The organism is Streptomyces sp. NPDC055189 (assembly GCF_053606765.1).
In genome coordinates, this window is sequence record NZ_JBSGSG010000002.1 from 201734 (window position 1) to 223704 (window position 21971).

General features: G+C 72.4%; 21 protein-coding genes. 15 read left to right on the forward strand and 6 right to left on the reverse strand.

The window, feature by feature from the left end; genetic code table 11:
• The first annotated feature begins 1 nt into the window (after window position 1).
• Entirely contained in the window at window positions 2–1798 is a 1797-nt protein-coding gene (locus tag ACWFR3_RS02670; RefSeq protein WP_453732679.1) for a hydroxysqualene dehydroxylase, read from the forward strand.
• Between the two features lie 42 nt (window positions 1799–1840).
• On the forward strand, window positions 1841–2830 hold the full coding sequence (locus ACWFR3_RS02675) for a DUF3048 domain-containing protein (RefSeq protein WP_453732680.1): 990 nt from the start codon (window positions 1841–1843) through the stop codon (window positions 2828–2830).
• Between the two features lies 1 nt (window position 2831).
• Here the strand turns inward: ACWFR3_RS02675 and ACWFR3_RS02680 are convergent, their stop codons facing one another.
• Window positions 2832–3299: a MarR family winged helix-turn-helix transcriptional regulator gene (locus ACWFR3_RS02680; protein WP_453732681.1), complete on the reverse strand. Its 468-nt coding sequence runs from the start codon at window positions 3297–3299 to the stop codon at window positions 2832–2834.
• A gap of 229 nt (window positions 3300–3528) precedes the next feature.
• On the opposite strand from ACWFR3_RS02680, the gene pcaH reads away from it, so the two are divergent.
• From pcaH to ACWFR3_RS02705, 5 genes are all read left to right on the forward strand, one after another.
• The gene (gene pcaH, locus ACWFR3_RS02685) at window positions 3529–4299 is read left to right on the forward strand and encodes a protocatechuate 3,4-dioxygenase subunit beta (protein WP_453732682.1); all 771 of its coding nucleotides are present in this window, start codon (window positions 3529–3531) and stop codon (window positions 4297–4299) included.
• Window positions 4299–4853 (forward strand): protocatechuate 3,4-dioxygenase subunit alpha, encoded by a 555-nt coding sequence (pcaG, locus tag ACWFR3_RS02690; RefSeq protein ID WP_453732683.1) that lies wholly within the window; start codon window positions 4299–4301, stop codon window positions 4851–4853. Before pcaH ends, pcaG begins: the two co-directional genes overlap by 1 nt.
• On the forward strand, window positions 4850–6433 hold the full coding sequence (locus tag ACWFR3_RS02695) for a lyase family protein (protein WP_453732684.1): 1584 nt from the start codon (window positions 4850–4852) through the stop codon (window positions 6431–6433). The genes pcaG and ACWFR3_RS02695 overlap by 4 nt, the downstream gene beginning before the upstream one ends.
• Window positions 6430–7542 carry a bifunctional 3-oxoadipate enol-lactonase/4-carboxymuconolactone decarboxylase PcaDC gene (gene pcaDC / locus ACWFR3_RS02700; RefSeq protein WP_453732685.1) on the forward strand — a complete coding sequence of 371 codons (1113 nt, stop codon included), beginning with the start codon at window positions 6430–6432 and terminating at the stop codon, window positions 7540–7542. Before ACWFR3_RS02695 ends, pcaDC begins: the two co-directional genes overlap by 4 nt.
• Before the next feature lie 86 nt (window positions 7543–7628).
• On the forward strand, window positions 7629–9317 hold the full coding sequence (locus ACWFR3_RS02705; protein ID WP_453732686.1) for a serine/threonine-protein kinase: 1689 nt from the start codon (window positions 7629–7631) through the stop codon (window positions 9315–9317).
• A gap of 78 nt (window positions 9318–9395) precedes the next feature.
• Here ACWFR3_RS02705 and ACWFR3_RS02710 read toward each other — a convergent pair whose 3' ends face one another.
• Together ACWFR3_RS02710 and ACWFR3_RS02715 are read right to left on the reverse strand one after the other, a co-directional pair.
• Window positions 9396–10412 carry an alpha/beta fold hydrolase gene (locus ACWFR3_RS02710; protein WP_453732687.1) on the reverse strand — a complete coding sequence of 339 codons (1017 nt, stop codon included), beginning with the start codon at window positions 10410–10412 and terminating at the stop codon, window positions 9396–9398.
• A gap of 84 nt (window positions 10413–10496) precedes the next feature.
• Window positions 10497–10691, reverse strand: coding sequence for a TetR/AcrR family transcriptional regulator C-terminal domain-containing protein (locus tag ACWFR3_RS02715; RefSeq protein ID WP_453732688.1), 195 nt, complete (start codon window positions 10689–10691; stop codon window positions 10497–10499).
• Between the two features lie 21 nt (window positions 10692–10712).
• Here ACWFR3_RS02715 and ACWFR3_RS02720 point away from each other — a divergent pair, with 21 nt between their 5' ends.
• From ACWFR3_RS02720 to ACWFR3_RS02735, 4 genes are all read left to right on the forward strand, one after another.
• The gene (locus tag ACWFR3_RS02720; protein WP_453732689.1) at window positions 10713–10949 is read left to right on the forward strand and encodes a hypothetical protein; all 237 of its coding nucleotides are present in this window, start codon (window positions 10713–10715) and stop codon (window positions 10947–10949) included.
• 19 nt (window positions 10950–10968) lie between these two features.
• Window positions 10969–11112 carry a hypothetical protein gene (locus ACWFR3_RS02725; RefSeq protein WP_453732690.1) on the forward strand — a complete coding sequence of 48 codons (144 nt, stop codon included), beginning with the start codon at window positions 10969–10971 and terminating at the stop codon, window positions 11110–11112.
• Window positions 11113–11322: 210 nt separating this feature from the next.
• Entirely contained in the window at window positions 11323–11697 is a 375-nt protein-coding gene (locus ACWFR3_RS02730; RefSeq protein ID WP_453732691.1) for a hypothetical protein, read from the forward strand.
• A 118-nt stretch (window positions 11698–11815) separates the two neighbouring features.
• A complete protein-coding gene (locus tag ACWFR3_RS02735; protein WP_453732692.1) occupies window positions 11816–13318 on the forward strand; it encodes a SulP family inorganic anion transporter in 1503 nt (500 codons plus the stop codon).
• Between the two features lie 58 nt (window positions 13319–13376).
• Here the strand turns inward: ACWFR3_RS02735 and ACWFR3_RS02740 are convergent, their stop codons facing one another.
• Both ACWFR3_RS02740 and ACWFR3_RS02745 read right to left on the reverse strand, forming a co-directional pair.
• Window positions 13377–14330 carry an SDR family oxidoreductase gene (locus ACWFR3_RS02740; protein ID WP_453732693.1) on the reverse strand — a complete coding sequence of 318 codons (954 nt, stop codon included), beginning with the start codon at window positions 14328–14330 and terminating at the stop codon, window positions 13377–13379.
• Between the two features lie 19 nt (window positions 14331–14349).
• Entirely contained in the window at window positions 14350–15117 is a 768-nt protein-coding gene (locus ACWFR3_RS02745; protein ID WP_453732694.1) for an SDR family oxidoreductase, read from the reverse strand.
• A gap of 67 nt (window positions 15118–15184) precedes the next feature.
• On the opposite strand from ACWFR3_RS02745, the gene ACWFR3_RS02750 reads away from it, so the two are divergent.
• From ACWFR3_RS02750 to ACWFR3_RS02765, 4 genes are read left to right on the forward strand one after another with little or no spacing between them, the layout of a single operon-like run.
• Window positions 15185–15979, forward strand: coding sequence for an enoyl-CoA hydratase family protein (locus tag ACWFR3_RS02750; protein ID WP_453732695.1), 795 nt, complete (start codon window positions 15185–15187; stop codon window positions 15977–15979).
• Window positions 15976–16839: a CoA transferase subunit A gene (locus ACWFR3_RS02755; RefSeq protein WP_453732696.1), complete on the forward strand. Its 864-nt coding sequence runs from the start codon at window positions 15976–15978 to the stop codon at window positions 16837–16839. Before ACWFR3_RS02750 ends, ACWFR3_RS02755 begins: the two co-directional genes overlap by 4 nt.
• Window positions 16836–17642: a CoA-transferase subunit beta gene (locus ACWFR3_RS02760; protein WP_453732697.1), complete on the forward strand. Its 807-nt coding sequence runs from the start codon at window positions 16836–16838 to the stop codon at window positions 17640–17642. Before ACWFR3_RS02755 ends, ACWFR3_RS02760 begins: the two co-directional genes overlap by 4 nt.
• A gap of 20 nt (window positions 17643–17662) precedes the next feature.
• Window positions 17663–18787 carry an NAD(P)H-dependent flavin oxidoreductase gene (locus ACWFR3_RS02765; protein WP_453732806.1) on the forward strand — a complete coding sequence of 375 codons (1125 nt, stop codon included), beginning with the start codon at window positions 17663–17665 and terminating at the stop codon, window positions 18785–18787.
• A 507-nt stretch (window positions 18788–19294) separates the two neighbouring features.
• Here the strand turns inward: ACWFR3_RS02765 and ACWFR3_RS02770 are convergent.
• A complete protein-coding gene (locus tag ACWFR3_RS02770; protein ID WP_453732698.1) occupies window positions 19295–21943 on the reverse strand; it encodes an ATP-binding protein in 2649 nt (882 codons plus the stop codon).
• Window positions 21944–21971 lie beyond the last annotated feature (28 nt).

Genomic DNA, 21971 nt, shown 5'->3' on the forward strand with positions numbered 1-21971 from the left:
CGTGGGGTACTCGGAAGCTGCGGGCAGCACGAGACGGACGTTCGTCGCCGGGGCGGCCGCGGCGGGCGGCGCGGCGGCCCTGGGGGCGGCAGCGCCGCCGGCGGCGGCGGCCGGTGAACGCGCCCCGCGGGCGGACCCCGCGAAGCATTCCGTGGCCGTGCTCGGCGGCGGTGTCGCGGGCCTGACCGCCGCCCATGAGCTGGCCGAACGCGGCTTCGCCGTCACGGTCTACGAGCGCAGGGCCCTCGGCGGCAAGGCCCGCAGCATGGACGTACCGAACAGCGCGAAGGGCAACCGCAGGCCGCTGCCCGGCGAGCACGGGTTCCGCTTCATCCCGGGGATCTACCACAACCTCCCCGACACGATGCGCCGCATCCCCTTCCCCGGCAACGCGCACGGCGTCTGGGACAACCTCGCGGCGCCCCGCGAGATGTCGTTCGCGCGGACCGGCCGCGAGGACATCCGGATGCCGATCCCCTGGCCGGGCAGCGAGCCGGAGAAGCTCACCCTGGACGACATCGCGCGGGCGCTCACCGCACTCCTCGACACCGCGTTCAACCTGCCCTCGCACGAGGCCGCGTACTTCGTGAACCGCGCCCTGGTCTTCCTCACCAGCTGCGACGAGCGCCGCGACGACACCTGGGAGTCGACGCCCTGGTGGGAGTTCGTGCGCGCCGCTCGGATGTCGAAGGACTACCAGCGCATCCTGGCGATCGGCGTCACCCGCAACATCGTCGCCACCAAGGCCGAGGTGGCGAGCACCCGCACCGTCGGCACGCTCGGCGAGGCCTTCGTCTTCAATCTGCTCGGCCAGGGCGCGGACGGCCCGCCGGACCGGCTCCTGAACGCACCGACGAACGAGGCGTGGATCGACCCCTGGGTGACGCATCTGACGTCGCTTGGCGTGGAGTTCCGCGTCGGCTGGGACGTCCGGCAACTGGGCTTCGCGGGCGGCCGCATCACCAAGGCCGTCATCGAGGACCCCGACGGGGTACGCCGTGACATCACCGCCGACCACTACATCCAGGCCATGCCGGTGGAGCACGCGCGCAGGACATGGGGCGCCGAACTGAAGCGCGCCGACCCGCAGTTGGCGCGCTGCGACAAGCTGGAGACCGACTGGATGACGGGCATCCAGTTCTATCTGACGGAGCGCCCGCCCGTGGTCAAGGGCCACTTCAACTGCATCGACTCGCCCTGGTCGCTCACCGGCATCGCGCAGGCGGGCCACTGGCCGGAGCGCGACTTCCCCGCGGACTACGGGGACGGCGTCGCGGTCGAGTGTCTCTCCGTGGACATCTCCGAGTGGGACAAGCCGGGGATGCTCTACGGCAAGACGGCCAAGCAGTGCACGCGCGAGGAGGTGGCCAAGGAGGTGTGGGCCCAGCTCAAGGCAGCGCTCAACGACACCGGCAAGGTCGTCCTGAGCGACGGCAAGCTGCACTCGTGGTTCCTGGACCCCGGCGTCGACGGCATCGGCACGCCGAACCCGACCAACGAGGACGAGCTCCTCATCCATCCGGTCGGCACCCTCCACAACCGCCCGTCGGCCGCCACGAAGATCCCCAACCTCTACCTCGCGGGCGACTACGTGGCCGTGCCGATCGACCTCGCGACGATGGAGGGCGCCAACACCTCGGCACGCCAGGCGGTGAACGCCCTTCTGGAGAAGGTCGGTTCGGATGCCGAACCCTGCACGGTGACCTCCCTGTTCCGTGCCCCGGCGATCGAACTCCTCAAGCGCCACGACCGCACCCGCTACCGGCTCGGTCTGCGCAACGCCCTCGATCTGGGCTGAAGGGCGGGAGGAGAGCAGGGGCGGACGGGGTAGGGAGTCCGTATGGGACAGCGGACACGGGCGCAGGCGCAGGCACAACCACAGTCGCAGGCGCGGACACGGACACGACTCACGACGGTGGCGGCGGTGGCGGCCGTCGCCGCCGTCCTGGGCCTGGCGCCCGGCTGCACCATCAGCGACACCAGCGGCGGCGACGGGAAGGTGCCCTCCGGCGGCGGGCGCGTACTGGCCGTGAAGATCGACAACGTAGGTCCGGCACGCCCGCAGACGGGCCTGGACGCGGCGGACGTGGTGTACGCGGAACAGGTCGAGGCGGGTCTCAGCCGTCTGATGGCGGTATACGCCGACCGGCTGCCGCCCGTCATCGGCCCGGTGCGCAGCGCGCGGGAGACGGATCTGGAGCTCCTCGAGCAGTTCGACGATCCGGCTCTCGTGTTCTCCGGGGCACAGTCCAAGCTCCTTCCGCTGATCTCGGACGCTCCCCTGCGGCCGCTGTCACCGGGCAAGGCGCCGGGCGACGCCTACTTCCGCAGCGGCGACAAGCCGGCACCGCACAACCTCTTCGTACGCCCGAAGGCGCTGAACGCCGACCCGGACAAGGGAGGCCTGGAGAGCACGGGCTTCGTCTTCGGCCCCCGCCCCGAGGGCGGTACCCCGGAACGCGAGCGCACGGTCCGGTTCCCCGCGGCGCGGTTCACCTTCAACTGGTCGGCCGGGCAGGGGCGCTGGCTGGTCTCCATGGACGGGAAGCAGGCCCGCACGTCCGACGGCCGGACGCTGGCGGCTTCGACGGTCGTCGTGCAGTACGTGAAGGTGCGCCAGTCCCGCTTCCACGACCGCTCGGGCAACATCACGCCGTTCACCGAGACCGTCGGCTCGGGCGAGGCACGGGTCCTGCGGGACGGCCGTGCCTACAAGGCGCGCTGGGAGCGGCCGTCCCCGGACGACGGCACGGAGTTCACGACGGCGGACGGCGGCGAGCGGCTGCCGTTCGCGAAGGGGCAGGTGTGGGTGGTGTACGCGAAGGGGTGACTCAGGCACTGCCCGCCGCGAGGTGCTCCGCGGGATTGCGCAGGCCCTCCGCCGCGTCCGAGACCCGCTGGATCAGGTCGAAGAACACCGTCCGCTCGTCCGCGGAGAGCGGGCCGAGGAAGACCTGGTTCATCCGGGCCGTCCGCACGGTCAGCTTGCGGTGCGTGCGCTTGCCCTCGTCCGTGAGGTGCAGCAGATAGCGGCGGCCGTCCTGCGGGTCGCGCACCTTGTCGAGCAGCTCGCGGCGCATCAGGCGGCTGATGACCTCGGCGATCGTGGACCGGTCGAGGCCGACCCGCTCGCCGACGGTGCGCTGGTCGAGGCCGGGCTCGGCGACGAGTGCGTTCAGGACGGCGAACTGCGGGGAGGTGATCTCCTCGGAGACCATCGTGTTCCACAGCAGGTAGTGCGCCTGCTGCAGGCGCCGGGCCAGGTGCCCGGGGTGGGTGGTCAGATCCACCGCGGCCATGAGTTCCTCCACTGTCTGCACTGCCGTGTGCTGCCCTGTACTACGGGTTTTTCGTAGGTGCACTGAACAGTACTCGCCCTTGACGACCCGGGGAACGAGTGGCAGCGTAAGTTTCCACCTCGCAGGAACATCGTACAAATAGTCAGTGCCCTGATTAATGTGCAGAGCATCTAAGGTGGCCGACCCCGCCCTTCCCCAGCAGCACGCCGTACTCACGGAGCCGAGAGACATGACCCTCACCGAACCCCTGCCCGACGGGCTGAGCCAGCAGGAGATAGACACGGAGGTCGCCAGGGCGCAGGCAGCGGCCGCGCCCTCCGACCATCCGCCGCGTGACTATCCCCCGTACCGCAGCAGTCACTTCCGCTTCCCCCGGCAGCCGCTGATCCCGCTGAGCGACCCGGAGGCGGTGGAGCTGAGCGGGCCCGCGTTCGGCGTCACCGACGTCACGGCGCTCGACCGCGATCTGACCCGCCGGCACCTCGGCGAGCCGCTCGGTGAGCGGATCACCGTGTCCGGCCGCGTCCTGGACCGCGAGGGGCGGCCCGTGCGCGGCCAGTTGGTCGAGCTCTGGCAGGCCAACGCGTCCGGCCGGTACGCCCATCAGCTGGACCAGCACCCGGCGCCGCTCGACCCGAACTTCACGGGCTTCGGCCGCTGCCTGACCGACGACGAGGGTTCGTACTCCTTCACGACGATCAAGCCGGGCGCGTACCCGTGGCGCAACCACGTCAACGCGTGGCGCCCCGCGCACATCCACTTCTCGCTCTTCGGCACTGCGTTCACCCAGCGCCTGGTGACGCAGATGTACTTCCCCGGCGACCCGCTGTTCGCCTACGACCCCGTCCTGCGCTCGGTCACCGACGAGTCGGCGCGAGCGCGCCTGGTCTCCGCCTACGACCACAGCCTCTCCGCCCCCGAGTGGTCGCTCGGCTACCGCTGGGACATCGTGCTCGACGGCCCGTCCGCGACGCTCTTCGAGGAAGGCGACCAGCTCTGATGTCGTACGCTCCCACCCCCTCCCAGACCGTCGGCCCCTTCTACGGCTACGCGCTGCCCTTCCCGCGGGGCGGCGAGGTCGCCCCGGCAGGACATCCGGAGACCATCACCCTGCACGGGTACGTGTACGACGGCGCGGGAAACCCCGTGCCCGACGCCCTCATCGAGACCTGGCAGCCCGCGCCCGACGGCTCGCGCACGGGGGCGCCCGGTTCGCTGCGGCACGACCCGGTCACGGGCGAGGTCATCGGCCGTGACGGTGTCGCGTTCACCGGGTTCGGCCGCGTGCCGACCGACGCGGACGGCCACTGGGCGATCCGCACCCTCCCGCCGGGCGGCGTCTCGTACGTCGCGGTCGCCGTCTTCGCGCGCGGCCTGCTCCACCACCTGTACACGCGCGCCTACCTGGTCGACGAGCCGGGCGACCCGCTCCTCGGCGCACTCGACCCGGCGCGGCGTACGACGCTGATCGCCCATGCCGAGGAGAGCCGCACGTACCGTTTCGACATCCGCCTTCAGGGCGAGGGCGAAACGGTGTTCCTGGAGTTCAAGTGAGTCTTGAAGGTACCGACGTCGGGCTGCTCGCCCCCGGCCGTGCGGGCTCCCCCGCCGAAGCCGCCACGAGCGACACCGCCTTCCTGCAGGCGATGCTGGACGCGGAGGCGGCGCTGACGCGGGCCCAGGCGGCGGTGGGCCCGGCCCCGGCGGAAGCGGCGACGGCCGTCTCGGCCGCGGCCGACGCCGACCGCTTCGACGTGCGCGACATCGCGCTCCGCGCGCGGGCCGGCGGCAATCCGGTGATCCCGCTGGTCGCGGATCTGACGGCCGCGGTGCCTCCGGATGCGGCGCCGTACGTCCACCGGGGCGCGACGAGCCAGGACATCATGGACACGGCCATGATGCTGGTCGCCCGGCGCACGCTGGACCTGATCCTCGCGGACCTGACCCGCACAGAATCAGCACTCGCCCGCCTCGCGCAGGAACACCGGAACACGGTGATGCCGGGCCGCACCCTGACACAGCACGCGGTCCCGACGACGTTCGGCCTCAAGGCTGCGGGCTGGCGCACACTGATCCTCGACGCACGGGACAGGGTACGACTGGTACGCGAGACGCTTCCGGCGCAACTGGGGGGCGCGGCGGGGACGTTGGCGGCTTTCGGGGCTTATGGGGGCGGGGCGGGGTCGCTGGGAGGGGGCTCGGTGGAAGAGCCCTCAGCAAGGGCGGCCCTCGCCGGGACTGCCCCGACCGGGACAGTCTCGACCGAGACGGACTCGGCCCGGACGGACCCGGTTGGAGCAACCTCGGCGCAGACGGCCTCGGTAGAGACGGGCTGCTCGGTGGAGGCAGCGGTCCTCGCAGGGGCGGGCTCGGCGGAGCCGGTTCCCGCAGGGGCGGGCTCGGCCGAAGTCGCCTCCGTGGGCGGTGCGTACGAGGAGAGGCTTGTTTCTGTTTTCGCTCGCGAGCTTCGCCTTGCCGAGCCGCTTCTGCCCTGGCACACCCTCCGCACCCCGGTCGCCGATCTCGGCGGTGCGCTTGCTTTCACCGCCGGGGCCCTGGGCAAGGCGGCGGCGGACGTTCTCACTCTTGCCCGGACTGAGATCGCCGAGCTCTCCGAAGGGACGGGCGGCGGTTCTTCCGCCATGCCGCACAAGGCGAATCCCGTCCGGTCCACCCTCGTCGCCGCCGCGGCCCGCCGCGCGCCCGCCCTCGCGGCGACGCTCCACGCGTCCATGGCCGCCGAGGACGAACGTCCGGCAGGTGCCTGGCACGCGGAGTGGGAGGCCCTGCGCGATCTCCTGCGCACGGTCGGCGGCGCGAGCCACCACGCGGCGGAACTCGCCGGGAATCTCCGGGTCCACCCGGAGACGATGCGGGAACACCTCGGCCTCACCCACGGGTTGATCGTCTCCGAGCGGCTCACCGCCGAGCTGACGCCCCTCCTGGGCCGGGCCCGCGCGAAGGAACTCCTGACGTCGGCGGCCCGCCGCACCCGGGAGGAGCGCCGTTCCCTCGCGGAGGTACTCGCCGAGGAGCCCGACCTCTCGACCGTCGACCTCACCGAACTCACCGACCCAGCCCGTTACACCGGCTCCGCCGGAACCCTGACGGACCGAGCCCTGGAGCGACGATGACCGCCAAGCTGCCGCATCACACCACCGAGGGCGCCCCGACCGCGCCCCCTCTCCTCCTCGGCTCATCCGTCGGCACCTCCACCGCCCTGTGGGACGCCGTGGCGCCCGAACTCTCCGCCACCCACCGGGTCGTACGGTGGGACCTGCCCGGTCACGGCAAGTCCCCCGCCGACCTGATCGGCCCCGGAGCGACCGTCGCCGACCTGGCCGCGCTCGTCCTCGCGCTCGCCGACTCCCTGGGCATCGACCGCTTCTCGTACGCGGGTGTCTCCCTCGGCGGCGCCGTCGGCCTGCACCTGGCCGCGCACCACCCGGAGCGGGTGGAGAGCCTCGCCGTGATCTGCTCGTCGGCGCACTTCGGCGGCAGCGCCCGCTGGGAGGAGCGCGCCGCACTCGTGCGCCGCGAGGGCCTCGCCGCACTCGCGGAGAGCGCGCCCGACCGCTGGTTCACGCTCGGGTTCACCGTCCCCGGCCTGGTGGACGACCACCGGAACACCGATCCGGGCGCGTACGCCGCGTGCTGCGACGCCCTGGCGGCGTACGACATCAGGGACGCCCTTGCGACGATCACCGCGCCGACGCTCGTCGTCGCGGGCCGCGAGGACCCGGCGACGCCGCCCGCCCACGCACGCGAGATCGCCGACGCCGTGCCCGGCGCCTCGCTCACGGAGCTCGCGGGTGCCTCGCACCTGGCGCCCGCGGAACGGCCGGAGGCCGTGGTCGCCGCGCTGCGCACGCACCTGACGGGGGCGGCCGCGAGCGGGACGGCCGTACGGCGAGCGGTCCTGGGCAACGCGCACGTGGACCGCGCGCAGGCGAACACCACGCCCTTCACGGCCCGCTTCCAGGACTTCATCTCGCGCTACGCCTGGGGCGAGATCTGGACCGACCCCACCCTCGCGCACCGCGAACGCAGCATGATCACGATGACCGCCCTGGTCGCGCACGGGCACTACGACGAGCTGGCGATGCATGTCCGTGCGGCCCGCCGTATCGGGCTCACGCCGGAGGAGATCGGCGCGGTGCTGCTCCAGACCGCGGTCTACTGCGGCGTCCCCGCGGCCAATTCGGCGTTCGCGGTGGCACAGCGGGTGCTCGCGGAGGAGTAGCGGAGGAGCAACAGGCACGGAAGCACCGTTTAGGCTGCTGCTGATCAGGGGGCAAGGGGATCAGGGGAGCAGGGGGACGAGAGCCGATGAACCACGAGACCGAGGTGTTCCGGCCGTTGCGGGCGGACGATCCGCACACGGTGGCCGGTTACCGTCTCGCCGCCCGGATCGGCGCGGGCGGCATGGGCCGGGTCTATCTCTCGCACACGCAGGGCGGCCGACCGGTCGCGATCAAGGTGGTACGGCCGGAGCTGGCCGACGATCCGGCGTTCCGGCGGCGGTTCAGCCGGGAGATAAAGGCGGCCCAGCGGGTCCGCGGCGCCTACACGGCCGAGCTGATCGACGCCGACGCCGACGGCGTACCGCCCTGGCTGGCCACCCTGTACGTGCCGGGCCCCGCCCTGTCGGACGCCGTCGCCCGGAGCGGTCCCCTGCCGGTGCCCGCGGTGCTGTGGCTGATGGCCGGGATCGCCGAGGCGCTGCAGGCCATCCACAGTGCGGGCATCGTGCACCGGGACCTGAAGCCGTCGAACGTACTGCTCGCCTCCGACGGGCCGCGCGTCATCGACTTCGGTATCTCGCTGACCTCCAGTGCCACATCCCCGAACACGGTCACGGGCACCGCCGCGGGCACTCCCCAGTACATGGCCCCCGAGCAGGCGTCCGTGGGGGAAGTCACGGCGGCCACCGACGTCTTCGCGCTCGGCCAGACAGCGGCGTTCGCCGCACTGGGCGAGCCGCTGTACGGGGACGGCCCCTCGGTCAGCGTGCTGTACCGGATCGTGCACTCGGAGCCCGACCTCTCCCGTCTGCCCGCGCAGCTCCGTCCGCTGTTCGCCCGCTGTCTCGCCACCGATCCGGCACAGCGGGCGACCCTCGCGGAGATCGTCGACTGGTGCAGGCAGCGGCTAGGCGGGGACACCGCAGCGGGCGCGGGGCCTGCCGTCTGGCGCCGGATAACGGGCCCGGAGGTGAGGGTGCCTGCTCCGGTCCCCCACCCGACCCGGGTGCACACACAGTCCTTGCCCGCGCCGTCCCCGCCTCCGCTTTTCGCGCCGCCGCAGCCGACGGTCCCCACGGAGTCGGACAAGCGGCGGGCCCGCCGAAGACGCACCGCGTTCGTCACGGCCTCCGTGACGGCGGGCGCGCTGCTGCTCACAGGCGTGACGTGGACGGTCATGGACGCGACCGACATGCTCCGCCGCCGGGGCACGTCCTCGGAGTCCGGTTCCGAGTCGTCCGGATGGGCGTCAGGATCGGCGTCCGGAGAGTCTTCGAGAGAGGACGCGAACTCCTCATCGGACGGCGGGAGTTCGGGCTCCGCCGACAAGAGCGACCGGGCGGTGGACGGGGCGCTTCCCTCCTCCGACTCCTCGCCGAGCGCTCCCGCGGAGCCGCAGGACGTCGCGTACCCCCAGGAATGGTTCGACGAGAAGAACTCGGTGAGCCTGAGGGAGCCGGTACGCCGCAAGGACCGCAAGGGGGACATCCGCTTCGTCTGCCAGGGCGACAGCTGCTCACTGAAGAGCGACAAGAGCGTGATCACCCTGCTGTACAGCAAGCCGGGAGCCACCCTCGACTCGTGCGGCATCGCCCTCGAAGGCGCCGACAGCCACGACCTCCCGCTGGCCGCGGTGGCGGCAGGCAGCGAGATCTGCGTGAAGAACCCTGCCGGAGACATCGCCCTGCTCGTGGTCCAGGTGAAGTCGACCGCGCTGCCGAGGGGCGGGTTCAGCTTCCTGACCGCGGACATGACGGTCCGGCCGGCGCGCTAGGCACTGGGCCCGCAGCACTGGGCCCGCAGCACCGGGCCCGCGGCACCAGGCCTGCGGCACCGCGGCCGGGCGCCGCGACTAGGTGGCGCTCCGCTCGCTCGCCTCGCGGAACCGCCGCTCCATCGCGTCGACGTACGCGTCGTCGCCCGGCCGCCCCGCCCGCAGCAGGCGCCACCACTGGTCGATGCTCCAATTGGCCGGTTCCGTGGCTCCGATGAACTCCTCCACGAGCGCGAGGAAGCGGGCGGGGTCGGCGTGAAAGGGGAAGTGACCGGCCCCCTCGAAGATTTCGAGGCGGCTGTCGGGCATCGCCTCGTGCGCGGTGAACGCGTGGTCGACCGGCAGGACGCCGTCCCGGTCGCCCCAGACCAATAGCGTGGGCATGCCCTGGGCGAGATAGCAGCGGTCCAGCATGGTGACCACCTGTCCGCGCCAGTCGACGACGGAGCGCAGCGTGCGGATGAACGCGGCCCGCGCCCACACGTCCGGCAACGCGTCGACCAGGCCCATGAGTTCGGGCGCGTCCTGCCCGAGGCCGGTGTCGAGCAGCCGGAGCAGGGCGACGACCGCCCGCACCGGCAGGTCGGCGCCGGGCAGCCCGAGCAGCGAGAGCAGCAGCGCGGCACCGGGCAGTGAGACGCCTCGCAGCACGGGGGTGACCTGCGGTCCCACGCCGCCGGTGCTCACCAGGACGAGCCGGTCGACGCGTTCGGGGAACTGGTAGGCGAACTGCATCGCCACGCCGCCGCCGAACGAGTGCCCGACCAGGGTGACCCGCTCGACGCCGAGCACGCCGAGCAGATCCCGGACGCCGTTGGCGTACGCGGCCACCGAGTAGTCGGCCCGCGGCTTCTCGGACGCGCCGTGCCCGAGCAGGTCGGGGGCGATGACCGTGTGATGACGGGCCAGTTGGGAGATGAGCGGGGACCACGTCGCCGATGAGTCGCCGATGCCGTGGATCAGCAGAATCGCCGGTCCCTCACCCGCGACGCGGTACGCGCGCCGGTAACCGTGCACGGTACGGAACCGCAGTACGGCCTCGCTCTCGTCGCCGGTGGGAAGCCGCCTGGGCTGGAAGGGCAGGATCCGCGCCATGGGCCGGAGTGTAGGCGGACGCCGCGGATAGGTGGTTTCGGATGGGTTTCGGGTGGCGCAATACGGACGCATCCGCGAAAGACGCTAGGCGGCCGCGTAGTACCCCAGGAACATGTCGACACCGGCGACGATCAGACGCTCCGTCAGGTCGTCGCTGATGTCGGTTCCGTACGAGCCGAAGACCAGGTGCGGGAAGACCAGCAGGGAGTAGAGCTGGATGACCGCCGCTTCCATGTCGGGGACGGTGAGCCGCCCCCGGTCGGCGAGCGGGCGCAGCACACGCCGCTGATCGACCTGGCCGTGCTCCGGCGCCGTCCGGTGGTCGCGGGCTCGTATCTGATGCTGGTCGCCACGGCGCTGCTGATCTCGCTGTTCTTCCTGGGGTCGGTCTTCCTCCAGGAGGTGCGCGACTACAGCGCCCTGCGGACCGGCGTGCTGTTCCTGCCGGTGGCCGTGGCCACCGGGGTCGGCGCGCACTTGGGCGGGCGGTTCGTCGGCAGGCTCGGGGCCCGACGCCCGCCTCCTCGTGGGCGATGAACCACTCCGGACGCCGGGCATGTCCGTGGCCGCCCTCGGGCTCGGTTCGGTGTTCGTCGCGTTCACGGTGTGCGCCGTCGTGGCAGCGGTCAGCGCCGCCGCCACGTTCGCGCTCGTACCGCGCGGAAAGCCGCAGCTGACCGGCGGACCGCACGTGCACTGACCCCCCGCGCCGGGCGGGGCCCGCACACCCCGGCCGGTCCCGCCCGGTCCTGCCCGGTCCCGTCCGTTCCCGTCCGGACAGACGCGCGACGCACGCCTGATCCAAGGGTGGCTGTCGCGCCACGTGACCGTCCGGTCACCCGGGGGAGGCGTCTTCCGGTTAAGTTGCTGAGTGACCATGCGAGTTACGCAGCCACGTGAGGACTCTGCCGTGACGGGAACCGGGGTGCGCGGGCGGGTGCTTCCCGTCACGCTGATCGCCCTGCTCCTGGTGGTCGTCCAGTGCTTCGCGCACGGGGTCAACGAACCCGCGTACGGCGCGGAATCCCGCACACCGCCGGCCACGGCTCCGTACGCACACTGCGGCGAGGACACCCACCCCGGAGAGACCTCCGAGCGATTCCGGACGCGCGGCCGGCCGCACTGCCGTGACCTCGCACCCGACACGACTCCGCAGCTCCGCGCCGACACGGTCACGTCGGCGGACGACGGCACGCGCGCGTGGCGCCCCGTCGCCGTCACCCACCGCGAGACGAGACCAGCGGGCCGCGAGCTGCCGGCCCTCCTTCAGGTCTTCCGCTGCTGATCGGCTCCTCCGGCACGGCCATGCCAACGGGCACAAACGCCTGACGCGCCCGCCGCCGGACCCGGACACCGGTCCACGTCACACCGATGCGCCCCCACAGCGCTCAGGAGTCACCGACATGCAGCCTTCCCCTGCCTCCGTACTCGACCGCGCCCGCGGCCTGTTCAGTTCGCCCGACGACGCGCGGCACGATTTCGTCGCCTCCGTGGTCGTCTTCCTCGTCGCCCTGCCGCTGTGCCTGGGCGTGGCCGTCGCCTCCGGAGTACCCGCCGAACTCGGCCTGGTCACCGGCATCGTCGGCGGTCTCGTCACCGGCCTGCTGCCCGGCAGCAGCCTCCAGGTCAGCGGCCCCGCCGCGGGCCTCACCGTCCTGGTCCACGAAGCCGTACAGGAATACGGCCTCGCGGCGCTCGGCGCCCTCGTGCTCGCCGCCGGGATCCTTCAACTGGCCATGGGCGCCCTGCGCCTGGGCCGCTTCTTCCGCGCCATCTCCGTGGCCGTCGTCGAGGGCATGCTCGCCGGGATCGGGCTCCTCCTGATCGCCGGGCAGTTGTACGCCATGGCGGACCGCGAGGCCCCCGCGAGCGGCCTGGCCAAGATCGCCGGACTGCCGGGGATGCTCGCCGGCATCACCGGCTCGGAGCGCGCCCTGACCGCCTTCGCACTCGGCGTCGGCACCATCGCCGTGCTCGTGTCCTGGCCCCGGCTCCCCGCGAAGGTCCGTGTGGTGCCGGCGCCGCTCGCCGCCGTGGCGCTCGCCATGGGAGCCTCGCTGCTCTTCTCCCTGCCGGTGGCCACGGTCGACGTACAGGGGCTCATCGATTCCGTGCAGCCGCCGGACGCCGCCGCGTTCGGGGGCCTGCTGAGCGTCGGCGCCATCGGCACCGTCCTCGCCTTCTCCCTGATCGCGTCGGCGGAGAGCCTGTTCAGCGCGGCGGCGGTGGACCGTATGCACGACGGTCCGCACACGTCGTACGACAAGGAACTGATCGCGCAGGGCGCGGGCAACACCGTGTGCGGGCTGCTCGGCGCCCTGCCGATGACCGCCGTCATCGTCCGCAGCGCGGCCAACGTGCGGGCGGGCGCACGGACGAAGGCGTCCCGCGTGCTGCACGGCGTCTGGCTGCTCCTCTTCGCGGCGCTGCTGCCCGCCGCGCTCGGCCTGATCCCGATGGCGGCCCTCGCGGGCGTCCTCGTGCACGCGGGCTCCAAGCTGGTCCCCGTACGGCAGTTGGGGAAGCTGTGGCGCGAGCACCGCGGTGAGGCCGTCGTCCTGGTCGTGACGGCCGTGGCGATCGTTTCGGTGAACATGTTCGAGGGCGTCCTGATCGGCCTGGTCCTCGCCGTCATGAAGATCGCCTGGGAGACGCCGCACGCGCGCGTGGAGGTCGTCGACAAGGGCGTGGGCCCGATCCGTGTCCTCCTGTCGGGTCACGCCACGTTCCTGAGCCTCCCCAAGCTCCTCGACGCCCTCGAAGCCCTGCCCCGGGACCGCCCGATCGAACTCGACCTCGCGGGGCTGCGGCATCTGGACCACGCGTGCCGCACATCCCTGGAAACCTGGGCTGCGCGGCACAGCGCGGAGGGGACGGCTCCGGTGTGGGTGGCGTCCGGAGTCTGACGGCCGTCTTCCTGCCGCGGGACGGCCTCACGGGGCGCCTGTCCCGCGGCATTGCGCCTCACCTCGCCCCGTACACCCGCTGGGGCGCCTCCGCTCCCGCGAGCAGTTTCAGCGCCGTGTCGCCCGCTTCAGCCGGGGTCCAGCGGGCCCCCTTGTCGGCCGTGGGCCCCGGCCGCCAGCCCTCCATGACGGTGATGCGCCCCGCCTCGGCCTCGAAGACACGGCCCGTGACACCGGCGGATGCCTCGGAGCCCAGCCACACCACGACCGGCGACACGTTCTCCGGAGCCATCGCGTCAAACCCTCCGCCCTCGGGCGCGGCCATCGTCTCCGCGAAGGTCTGCTCCGTCATCCGCGTCCGCGCGGCGGGCGCGATCGCGTTGACCCGTACTCCGTAGGAGGCGAATTCGGCCGAGGCGACCATGGTGAGCCCGAGAATCCCGGCCTTGGCCGCGCTGTAGTTCCCCTGACCGACACTGCCCAACAGGCCCGCTCCGGAGCTGGTGTTGACCACGCACGCGTGCCGGGCCCGCCCCGCCTTCGCCTCACCCCTCCAGTACGCGGCCGCGTGCTTCAGCGGCAGGAAGTGACCCTTCAGGTGGACGCGCATCACCGCGTCCCAGTCGTCCTCGTCGAGGTTGACCAGCATGCGGTCCCGCAGGAACCCCGCGTTGTTGACCAGGGTGTCCAGCTGTCCGTACGTGTCGATCGCGGCCCTCACCAGGGACGCGGCGCCCTCGGACGTGGCGATGTCGCCGCCGTGCGCGACGGCGTCGCCGCCCGCCGCGCGGATCTCCTCGACGACGTCGTGCGCGGGCCCGCCGGACGCTCCGGAGCCGTCGGGCCCCACGCCGAGGTCGTTGACGACGACCTTGGCGCCCTCGGCGGCGTACGCGCGCGCGTGCGCACGACCGAGGCCGCGCCCCGCACCCGTGACGATCACGACGCGGCCCGCGCAGATGCCCGTGCCCGGCTTGCCGGCTCCCGTGCCCGGTTCGTTGACTGAGGTCATGCGAACTCCTCGGATACGTTCAGTGGTTGACGGACGCGGCGTCCAGGAACACGGGGCGTTCGCCGCCCCCGTGCAGGTGGAGAGCGGCGCCGCTGATGTAGCGCGCGCCGTCGGAGGCGAGGAAGACACACGCGTCCCCGACGTCCGACGGATCGGCGAGGCGGCCCAGCGGGACGGTGCGGGCGACTTCCGCGATGCCGTCCTCGTCGCCGTAGTGCAGATGGGCGCTCTCGGTACGGGCCAGGCCGAGCACGACGGTGTTCACCCGCACCTTGGGGGCCCACTCGACGGCCATCGTGCGCGCGAGGTTCTCCAGGCCGGCCTTGGCCGCGCCGTAGGCACCGGAGCCGGGTGAGGGCCGGGAGCCGCTGACACTCCCGATCATGGTGATGCTGGCACAACCGGCCTCCTGGCCGCGCATCACCTCGTACGCCGCCAGGGAGGCGTACAGCGGGGCCAGCAGGTTGAGTTCGACGATCTTGGCCTGGCGGGCGGGGGCGGACTCGGCGAGCAGCCCGAAGGGAGTGCCTCCCGCGTTGTTCACCAGTGCGTCGAGGCGTCCGTGGTCGGCGGCCACATCGGCGAAGAACGCGTGCGCCGCCTCCGCGTCGCGCAGGTCGAGGGGCCGGAACTCGGCTGCCGCTCCCGCCACTTCGACCGGGCGGCCCGGCGGTCTGCGGGCACAGACGACGACTCGCGCACCGGCGGCCAGGAAGCTGCGGGCGATACCGGCGCCGACGCCTCGGGTGCCGCCGGTGACGACGACCACCTGTCGGGTGTCAGTCATCGCTGCTACCTTTCTAACTAACAAATGTTTGATTGAAGGGCCTGGTTGAAAGGTAGCGGATCCTCTGATGTCTGTCTCCACCTCGACCCCGGACAAGGGCGTCGCCGTCGTCACCGTCGACTTCCCGCCCGTCAACGCCCTTCCCGTACAGGGGTGGTTCGACTTGGCGGCCGCGGTGCGCGAGGCGGGCCGCGACCCCGGCACGCGCTGCGTCGTCCTCGCCGCCGGGGGCCGCGGTTTCAACGCGGGCGTGGACATCAAGGAGATGCAGCGCGACAGCGGCCACAGCGCACTGATAGGCGCCAACCGCGGCTGCTATGAAGCGTTTTCGGCGGTCTACGGATGTGAGGTCCCGGTCGTGGCCGCCGTGCACGGCTTCTGCCTGGGCGGCGGCATCGGCCTGGTGGGCAACGCGGACGCGATCGTGGCGAGCGAGGACGCGACCTTCGGCCTCCCCGAGCTGGACCGCGGGGCGCTCGGCGCCGCGACGCACCTCGCCCGCCTGGTCCCGCAGCACCTGATGCGCACCCTGTACTACACCTCGCGCACGGCCACGGCGGCCGACCTGCACGCGCACGGCTCCGTGTGGAAGGTCGTGCCTCGCGCCGAACTGCGGGATGCGGCGCTCGGGTTGGCCCGCGAGATCGCACAGAAGGACGGCACCCTGCTGCGGTTCGCCAAGGCGGCGATCAACGGCATCGACCCCGTCGACGTGCACCGCAGCTACCGCTTCGAGCAGGGCTTCACCTTCGAGGCGAACCTGAGCGGCCTGGCCGACCGCGTCCGCGAGGACTTCGGGCAGGGTTCCGGCACATCCGGCACGTCCGGTAAGTCCGGCAACGAAGAGAAGGGCAGGGCATGAGGGACAAGACCATGACGCCCGACGCGATCGTGGGGCGGCTGCGGAGCGGGATGACGCTCGGCATCGGCGGCTGGGGCTCGCGCCGCAAACCCATGGCGCTGGTGCGGGCCCTGCTGCGGTCCGCAGTCACGGACCTCACCGTCATCTCGTACGGCGGCCCGGACATCGGCCTGCTCGCCGCGGCGGGCAAGATCCGCAAGCTGGTCACGGCGTTCACGACGCTCGACTCGATCCCCCTGGAGCCGCACTTCCGCGCGGCACGCGAGCGTGGCGCCTTCGAACTCGTCGAGCTTGACGAGGCGATGTTCATGCAGGGCCTGACGGCCGGCGCCCAGCGACTGCCGTTCCTGCCGATCCGCGCGGGCCTCGGCTCCGACGTCCTGCGGGTCAACCCCCATCTGCGTACGATCACTTCGCCGTACGAGGACGGGGAGGAACTGGTCGCAGTGCCCGCCCTGCGAATGGACGCGGCACTGGTCCACCTGAACCGCGCCGACCGCCTGGGAAACGCCCAGTATCTGGGCCCCGACCCGTACTTCGACGACTTGTTCTGCGAAGCGGCCGACACGGCGTACGTGTCGTGCGAGCGCATCGTCGAGTCGGGCGAGCTCACCGGGCAGGCGGCGCCCCAGACGATGCTGATCTCCCGGCACGCGGTGACGGGCGTGGCCCAGACGCCCAAGGGCGCGCACTTCACGTCGTGCGTACCGGACTACGACCGCGACGAGTCCTTCCAGAAGGCGTACGCCACCGCGGCGGGCGACCCGGATGCCTGGAAACAATTCGAGGACCGCTTCCTGAGCGGCACCGAGCAGGAGTACCAAACGGCTGTCCAGGCCTGGCACAAGGAGCAGCTATGACGCGGACCGACCCGGCGGCGGCGAGCACCGCTGTCGCGGCTTCCGATGCGACCACCGTCACCCGCGCCGAGTACTGCGTGATCGCCTGCGCCGAGGCCTGGCGGGACGCCGGCGAGATCCTCGCATCGCCGATGGGCACGGTCCCGGCGATCGCCGCCCGTCTGGCCAGACTGACGTTCTCGCCGGACCTGCTGCTCACGGACGGGGAGGCGCTGCTGATCGGCGACGTGCCCGCCGTGGGGGCGCCGTCGGCGGTGACGGAGGGCTGGCTGCCGTACCGCAAGCATCTGACGATGGTCATGGGCGGCAGGCGGCACGTGATGATGGGCGCGAGCCAGATCGACCGCTTCGGGAACCAGAACATCTCCTGCATCGGCGACTGGGACCGGCCCAAGCGCCAGCTTCTCGGGGTGCGCGGAGCCCCTGTCAACACCCTCAACAACCCGGTGAGTTACTGGATCCCCCGGCACTCGAAGCGCGTCTTCGTCGAGAAGGTCGACATGATCAGCGGTGTCGGATACGACAGCGCGGCGGCGGCAGGTCCTTCCGCCACCCGCTTCCACGATCTGCGGCGGGTCGTGTCGGATCTCGGCGTCTTCGACTTCGGGGCGCCGGACCACGCGATGCGCCTGGTGTCCCTGCATCCAGGCGTGACGGGCGAGCAGGTGCGCGAGGCGACCGGCTTCGCGCTCGCCGCGGCGGACGACGTGCCGTACACCCGCGAGCCGACCGCGGAGGAACTGCGGCTGATCCGGGAGGTCGTGGACCCGAACGGTCTGCGCGAGCGCGAAGTGCGCTCATGACGCCGGCCACCCCGGCGCACATGGAGACGGCGCTGACGAGGCTGGTCGGCGTCCGGCACCCGATCGTGCAGACCGGCATGGGCTGGGTGGCGGGCCCCCGCCTGGTCTCCGCGACGGCGAACGCGGGCGCGCTCGGCATCCTTGCCTCCGCGACGATGACCGTCGAGCAGCTGCGCTCCGCCGTCCGGGAGGTCAAGTCCCGTACGGAAGAGCCCTTCGGGGTCAACCTCCGGGCCGACGCGGGCGATGCGCGCGACCGGGTGCGGGTCATCGTCGACGAGGGAGTGCGGGTCGCGTCCTTCGCGCTCGCCCCCTCCAAGGAGCTGATCGCGGAGCTGAAGGACGCCGGGGTGGTCGTCATCCCGTCCATCGGCGCGCGGCGGCATGCCGAGAAGGTCGCGGCATGGGGCGCGGACGCGGTCGTCGTGCAGGGCGGTGAGGGCGGCGGGCACACGGGCGAGGTCGCGACGACCGTGCTGTTGCCGCAGGTCGTGGACGCCGTGGACATTCCGGTGATCGCGGCGGGCGGTTTCTTCGACGGACGGGGTCTCGTCGCCGCGCTCGCCTATGGCGCGGCGGGGGTCGCGATGGGCACCCGCTTCCTGCTCACCTCGGACTCGACGGTGCCGGACGCGGTCAAGGCGCGCTATCTTGCCGCTTCGGTCAAGGACGTCACGGTGACCACACGGGTGGACGGCCTGCCGCACCGGATGCTGCGGACGGAACTGGTCGCCTCCCTGGAGAAGTCGGGGCGGGCGGCGTCCTTCGCGCGGGCGGTCCGGCATGCCGCCGCGTTCCGGAAGGTGTCCGGGATGGGGTGGGGGGAGATGGTCCGGGACGGCCTTGCGATGCGGCACGGCAAAGGGATGACGTGGAGCCAGGTCCTGCTGGCCGCGAACACCCCGATGATGCTCAAGTCGGCGATGGTGGACGGGATGCCGGAGGCGGGGGTCATGGCCTCGGGGCAGGTGGCGGGGGTCATCGAGGACCTGCCCTCGTGCGAGGAGCTGATCACGGGCGTGATGACGGAGGCGGCAGAAGTGACGGGACGCCTCACGTCCCTCCCCCCACCGGCACCCGCCTCCCCGCTCCCCGGGACCGAAGCTCCGCCCCGCACCCCACTCCTCAAACCCGAAAGAACCTGAGCCACCACCCCACACCGCCCCTCCCGAACCCGAGACGCAGCCCCCGGCCGCTCGCTGGACACAGGCGGGGCTGAGCGCCGGATTGTCGGGGGCCTGGACCGGGGGCCGGGACCTGGGGATGGGACGGGAGGCTGGGACCGGGGGCCGGGACGGGGGCCGGAGCCGCTCATCACACGCGGGAGGGGCTGATCCGCAATCGCGCGGGGGCAGCCGCCTCCGGGATCGGGGCAGCCGGGTCAGGAGCGGTCGCCTCCGAGGTCGGGAGCGCCCGCCTCCAGGGTCGGGGGCAGCCGGGTCGGGGGCAGCCGCCTCCGGGATCGCGTGCAGTCGGGTCGGGAGCTGCCGCCTCAGGGACCGGGAACAGCCGCCTCCGGAACCGGGGGCAACCGCCTCCGGAACCGGGAGCGGCCGCCTCCGGGGTCGGGGGCGCCCGCCTCCGGGACCGGCAGCGCCCGCCTCCGATACCGGGAGCAGCCGCGCCTCAAGCGTGAGGCAGGGGTGAGTGGCTCACACCCCCACCATCTCCAGGGACGCACGCGCCCTGGCGGCCAGGCCGTCCGCCCCGCACGATTCGGCCAGGGCCAGGCCCCGCGCCAACTCGCTCGCGGACCCCGCCGCTATCCCGTACTCCACCCTGGCGACCGCGTGTTCATAGGCGCATGGTGACGCCTCCAGGCAGGCGACGGCCCGTGCGTACAGTTCGACCGCACGCGGTCCGCTCTCCATGGCCGCCGCGCACCGCAGCGCCTCGCCGATCGCCGTTTCCGTACCGAAGAGCTCCGCCTGGATCCGCACGTTCTTGACCAGCTCGGCGGCCCGCCGCGGGTCCTCCACGGCGAGTGCGCGGGAGAGGTCGGTCGCCCAGGGGGCGACGATCGTGTTGTAGCGGCCGCGTTCGTTCGCCGTCTTCGCCGCCACCTCCAGTTCGGCGACGCCCTCCGCCCGCTGCCCGGTGGCGATCAGCAGCCGGCCCCGGACGGAGTGGATGTCGGGCAGGAAGATCGTCGAGGGGTAGGGCGGCGCGATGCCGTAGTGATCGGCGATCTCCCTGGCCTCGCCGACCTTGCCGCGGGCGAGCAGCGTCTCGATGAGCTTGCACGCGGCGTCCCAGTGCATCGGCAGGCCGCTGCCGACACGGTCGGACAGGCGCAGGCTCTCCCGCAGCGAGGCCTCCGCCTCGGTGAGACGTCCGCGCCTGCGGTACACCAGGCCCAGCCAGGCCTTGGCGACGGCCAGATGACCGCCGCTCCAGCCCGCGGCCTCGTAGGCACGGACTCCTTCGGCGAAGACGCTCTCGGCACGGTCGAGGCGGTCGGTGAAGATGTACGAGCCGCCCAGCATCGTCAGGAGCTCGAAGCCCCACTCCGTGTCGGTCCAGCCGAGCCCCGGCGCGAGGCGGCCGTTGACGAGGACGCGGTCGCAGAGCTCGACGATCTCCTCCGCGTTCTCCCCGCGGGTCATCGCGTCGAAGGCGCGCAGGATGAGGAGCGCGCGCTCGGAGTTGTCGCGTCCCTGCAGCGGTCCCGCGAGTGCGGCAAGACGCCGCGAACGGCCCGCCGCGTCCTCCTCGCGCGAGTGGATGCCCTCCCACATGTAGTGGACGCCCTGCAGTCGCATCCGGTCGGGCCCGGCCTCGAGCCGGGCCGCCTCGGCGTCCACGACGCGCAGGGCCTCCTCAAGCTGGTCGTTGTGCACCAGGGCCTGGGAGAGGCGGCAGACGGCGTCCACCCTCAGCTTGCGGTCGACACCCGCCGTGGAGAGGGCCTCGCGCAGGTGGCCGATGGTCGTGACGGGTGAGGTCAGGAGCGTGGCGCAGCCCAGCTCATAGAGCACCCGCGCGTGGAGCTCGGGCAACGGCGGTTCCGCAAGGGCGCGTTCGAGGCAGCGTCGGGCCGCGTCCGGCGCGCCGACGGCGAGATGCTCGGCCGCCGCCTCGCGCAGCTGCTCGACCAGTTCGGGGTCGTCGTCCGGGTGGACCTCCAGGAGGTGTCGGGACGCGGCCGCCGCGCCACGCCCCGACAGCGTGACGGCCCAGGCGGCCTGGCCGTGCATCGCGGTGCGGGTGGCGGGCGGGATCGAGCGGTAGACGGTGCTTGCGATGAGCGGGTGGACGAACTCCAGGCCCTCTTCGCCGCCGAGCAGGATGCGCGCGGTGCGCAGCCGCTCCGCGCACCGCTCGGCCTTCTCGCGGGGCAGCCCGGCGAGCGAGGCTGCGAGGTCGTGCGAGATGGCGGTGCCGAGGATCGCCGCCGCCCACGCGAACCGCGTGACGTCCGTGCCGAGTCCTTCGAGCCGGGCGACGAGGCCGCGGCCGCGCGCCGAGCGGTTCAGGGCACGCAGTTCACCGGCGGAGCTCTCCACCGGCTCGAGCTCGCTGTCCTGCACCTTGGCGAGCAGTTCCACTGATTCGTAGGGATTGCCGCCGGTGACCGCCCATACCTCGCGGCAGAACGGGGCATCCGCGTGCTCGCCGAGGGTGGCGCGGGTGAGCCCGGCCGCCGCGTCCGGGGTGAGCGCGCGCAGGGGCGGCGAGGGGCGGGCCGCCGCGCCGACCGCCGCGAGGTGGCGCGCGCTGTCGCCGGCGGCTTCGTCCGGGCGGTGGGCGACCACCACGAGGACCGGCAGTTCGTTCAGGCGCTGGGCGAACGCGGCCAGCCAGTGCAGGGTCTCTTGATCGGCCCAGTGCGCGTCGTCGATGAGCAGGACGAGCGGCCAGTGCAGTCCCGAGAGCCGCACGACCGCCTCGACGAGGCCGTCGCACACGCCCTGCGGGTCGGCCTGCCGGCCGCCCGGTTCGGCTATGCCGAGCGCGGGGCCCGCGATGGCGTACCAGTCGCCGAGGTACTCCCTGGCCTCTTCGGGTGTGAGGGCCACGAGAGCCGACTGCAACAGCTGTCGTACGACGTTGAAGGGGACGGAGGTGACGGTCTCGCCGCCCCGCGCGGACCACACCGTGGCCCGCCCCTGCGCGATGCGGCGCACCTCGGCCAGCAGCGCCGTCTTGCCGATGCCCGCCTCGCCCTGGAAGACGAGAAGACCGCCCGAGGTCGTCGCGTCGGAGCACAGCTCGTCAACGGCGCGTGCGACCGCGGCGAGCTCCGCGTCGCGCTCCCACAGCGGGGCCCAGGTGGCACCTCCGGGCCGTCCCTGTGTCATCGCGCTACCTCCCGAGGTCGCTCAATCG

Coding starts and splice junctions, on each gene's coding strand:
- ACWFR3_RS02675 (WP_453732680.1), top strand. CDS start 1,841: ATGGGACAGCGGACACGGGCGCAGGCGCAGGCACAACCACAGTCGCAG.
- ACWFR3_RS02680 (WP_453732681.1), bottom strand. CDS start 3,299: ATGGCCGCGGTGGATCTGACCACCCACCCCGGGCACCTGGCCCGGCGC.
- pcaH (WP_453732682.1), top strand. CDS start 3,529: ATGACCCTCACCGAACCCCTGCCCGACGGGCTGAGCCAGCAGGAGATA.
- pcaG (WP_453732683.1), top strand. CDS start 4,299: ATGTCGTACGCTCCCACCCCCTCCCAGACCGTCGGCCCCTTCTACGGC.
- pcaDC (WP_453732685.1), top strand. CDS start 6,430: ATGACCGCCAAGCTGCCGCATCACACCACCGAGGGCGCCCCGACCGCG.
- ACWFR3_RS02705 (WP_453732686.1), top strand. CDS start 7,629: ATGAACCACGAGACCGAGGTGTTCCGGCCGTTGCGGGCGGACGATCCG.
- ACWFR3_RS02710 (WP_453732687.1), bottom strand. CDS start 10,412: ATGGCGCGGATCCTGCCCTTCCAGCCCAGGCGGCTTCCCACCGGCGAC.
- ACWFR3_RS02725 (WP_453732690.1), top strand. CDS start 10,969: ATGTCCGTGGCCGCCCTCGGGCTCGGTTCGGTGTTCGTCGCGTTCACG.
- ACWFR3_RS02735 (WP_453732692.1), top strand. CDS start 11,816: ATGCAGCCTTCCCCTGCCTCCGTACTCGACCGCGCCCGCGGCCTGTTC.
- ACWFR3_RS02740 (WP_453732693.1), bottom strand. CDS start 14,330: ATGACCTCAGTCAACGAACCGGGCACGGGAGCCGGCAAGCCGGGCACG.
- ACWFR3_RS02745 (WP_453732694.1), bottom strand. CDS start 15,117: ATGACTGACACCCGACAGGTGGTCGTCGTCACCGGCGGCACCCGAGGC.
- ACWFR3_RS02750 (WP_453732695.1), top strand. CDS start 15,185: ATGTCTGTCTCCACCTCGACCCCGGACAAGGGCGTCGCCGTCGTCACC.
- ACWFR3_RS02755 (WP_453732696.1), top strand. CDS start 15,976: ATGAGGGACAAGACCATGACGCCCGACGCGATCGTGGGGCGGCTGCGG.
- ACWFR3_RS02760 (WP_453732697.1), top strand. CDS start 16,836: ATGACGCGGACCGACCCGGCGGCGGCGAGCACCGCTGTCGCGGCTTCC.
- ACWFR3_RS02765 (WP_453732806.1), top strand. CDS start 17,663: ATGGAGACGGCGCTGACGAGGCTGGTCGGCGTCCGGCACCCGATCGTG.
- ACWFR3_RS02770 (WP_453732698.1), bottom strand. CDS start 21,943: ATGACACAGGGACGGCCCGGAGGTGCCACCTGGGCCCCGCTGTGGGAG.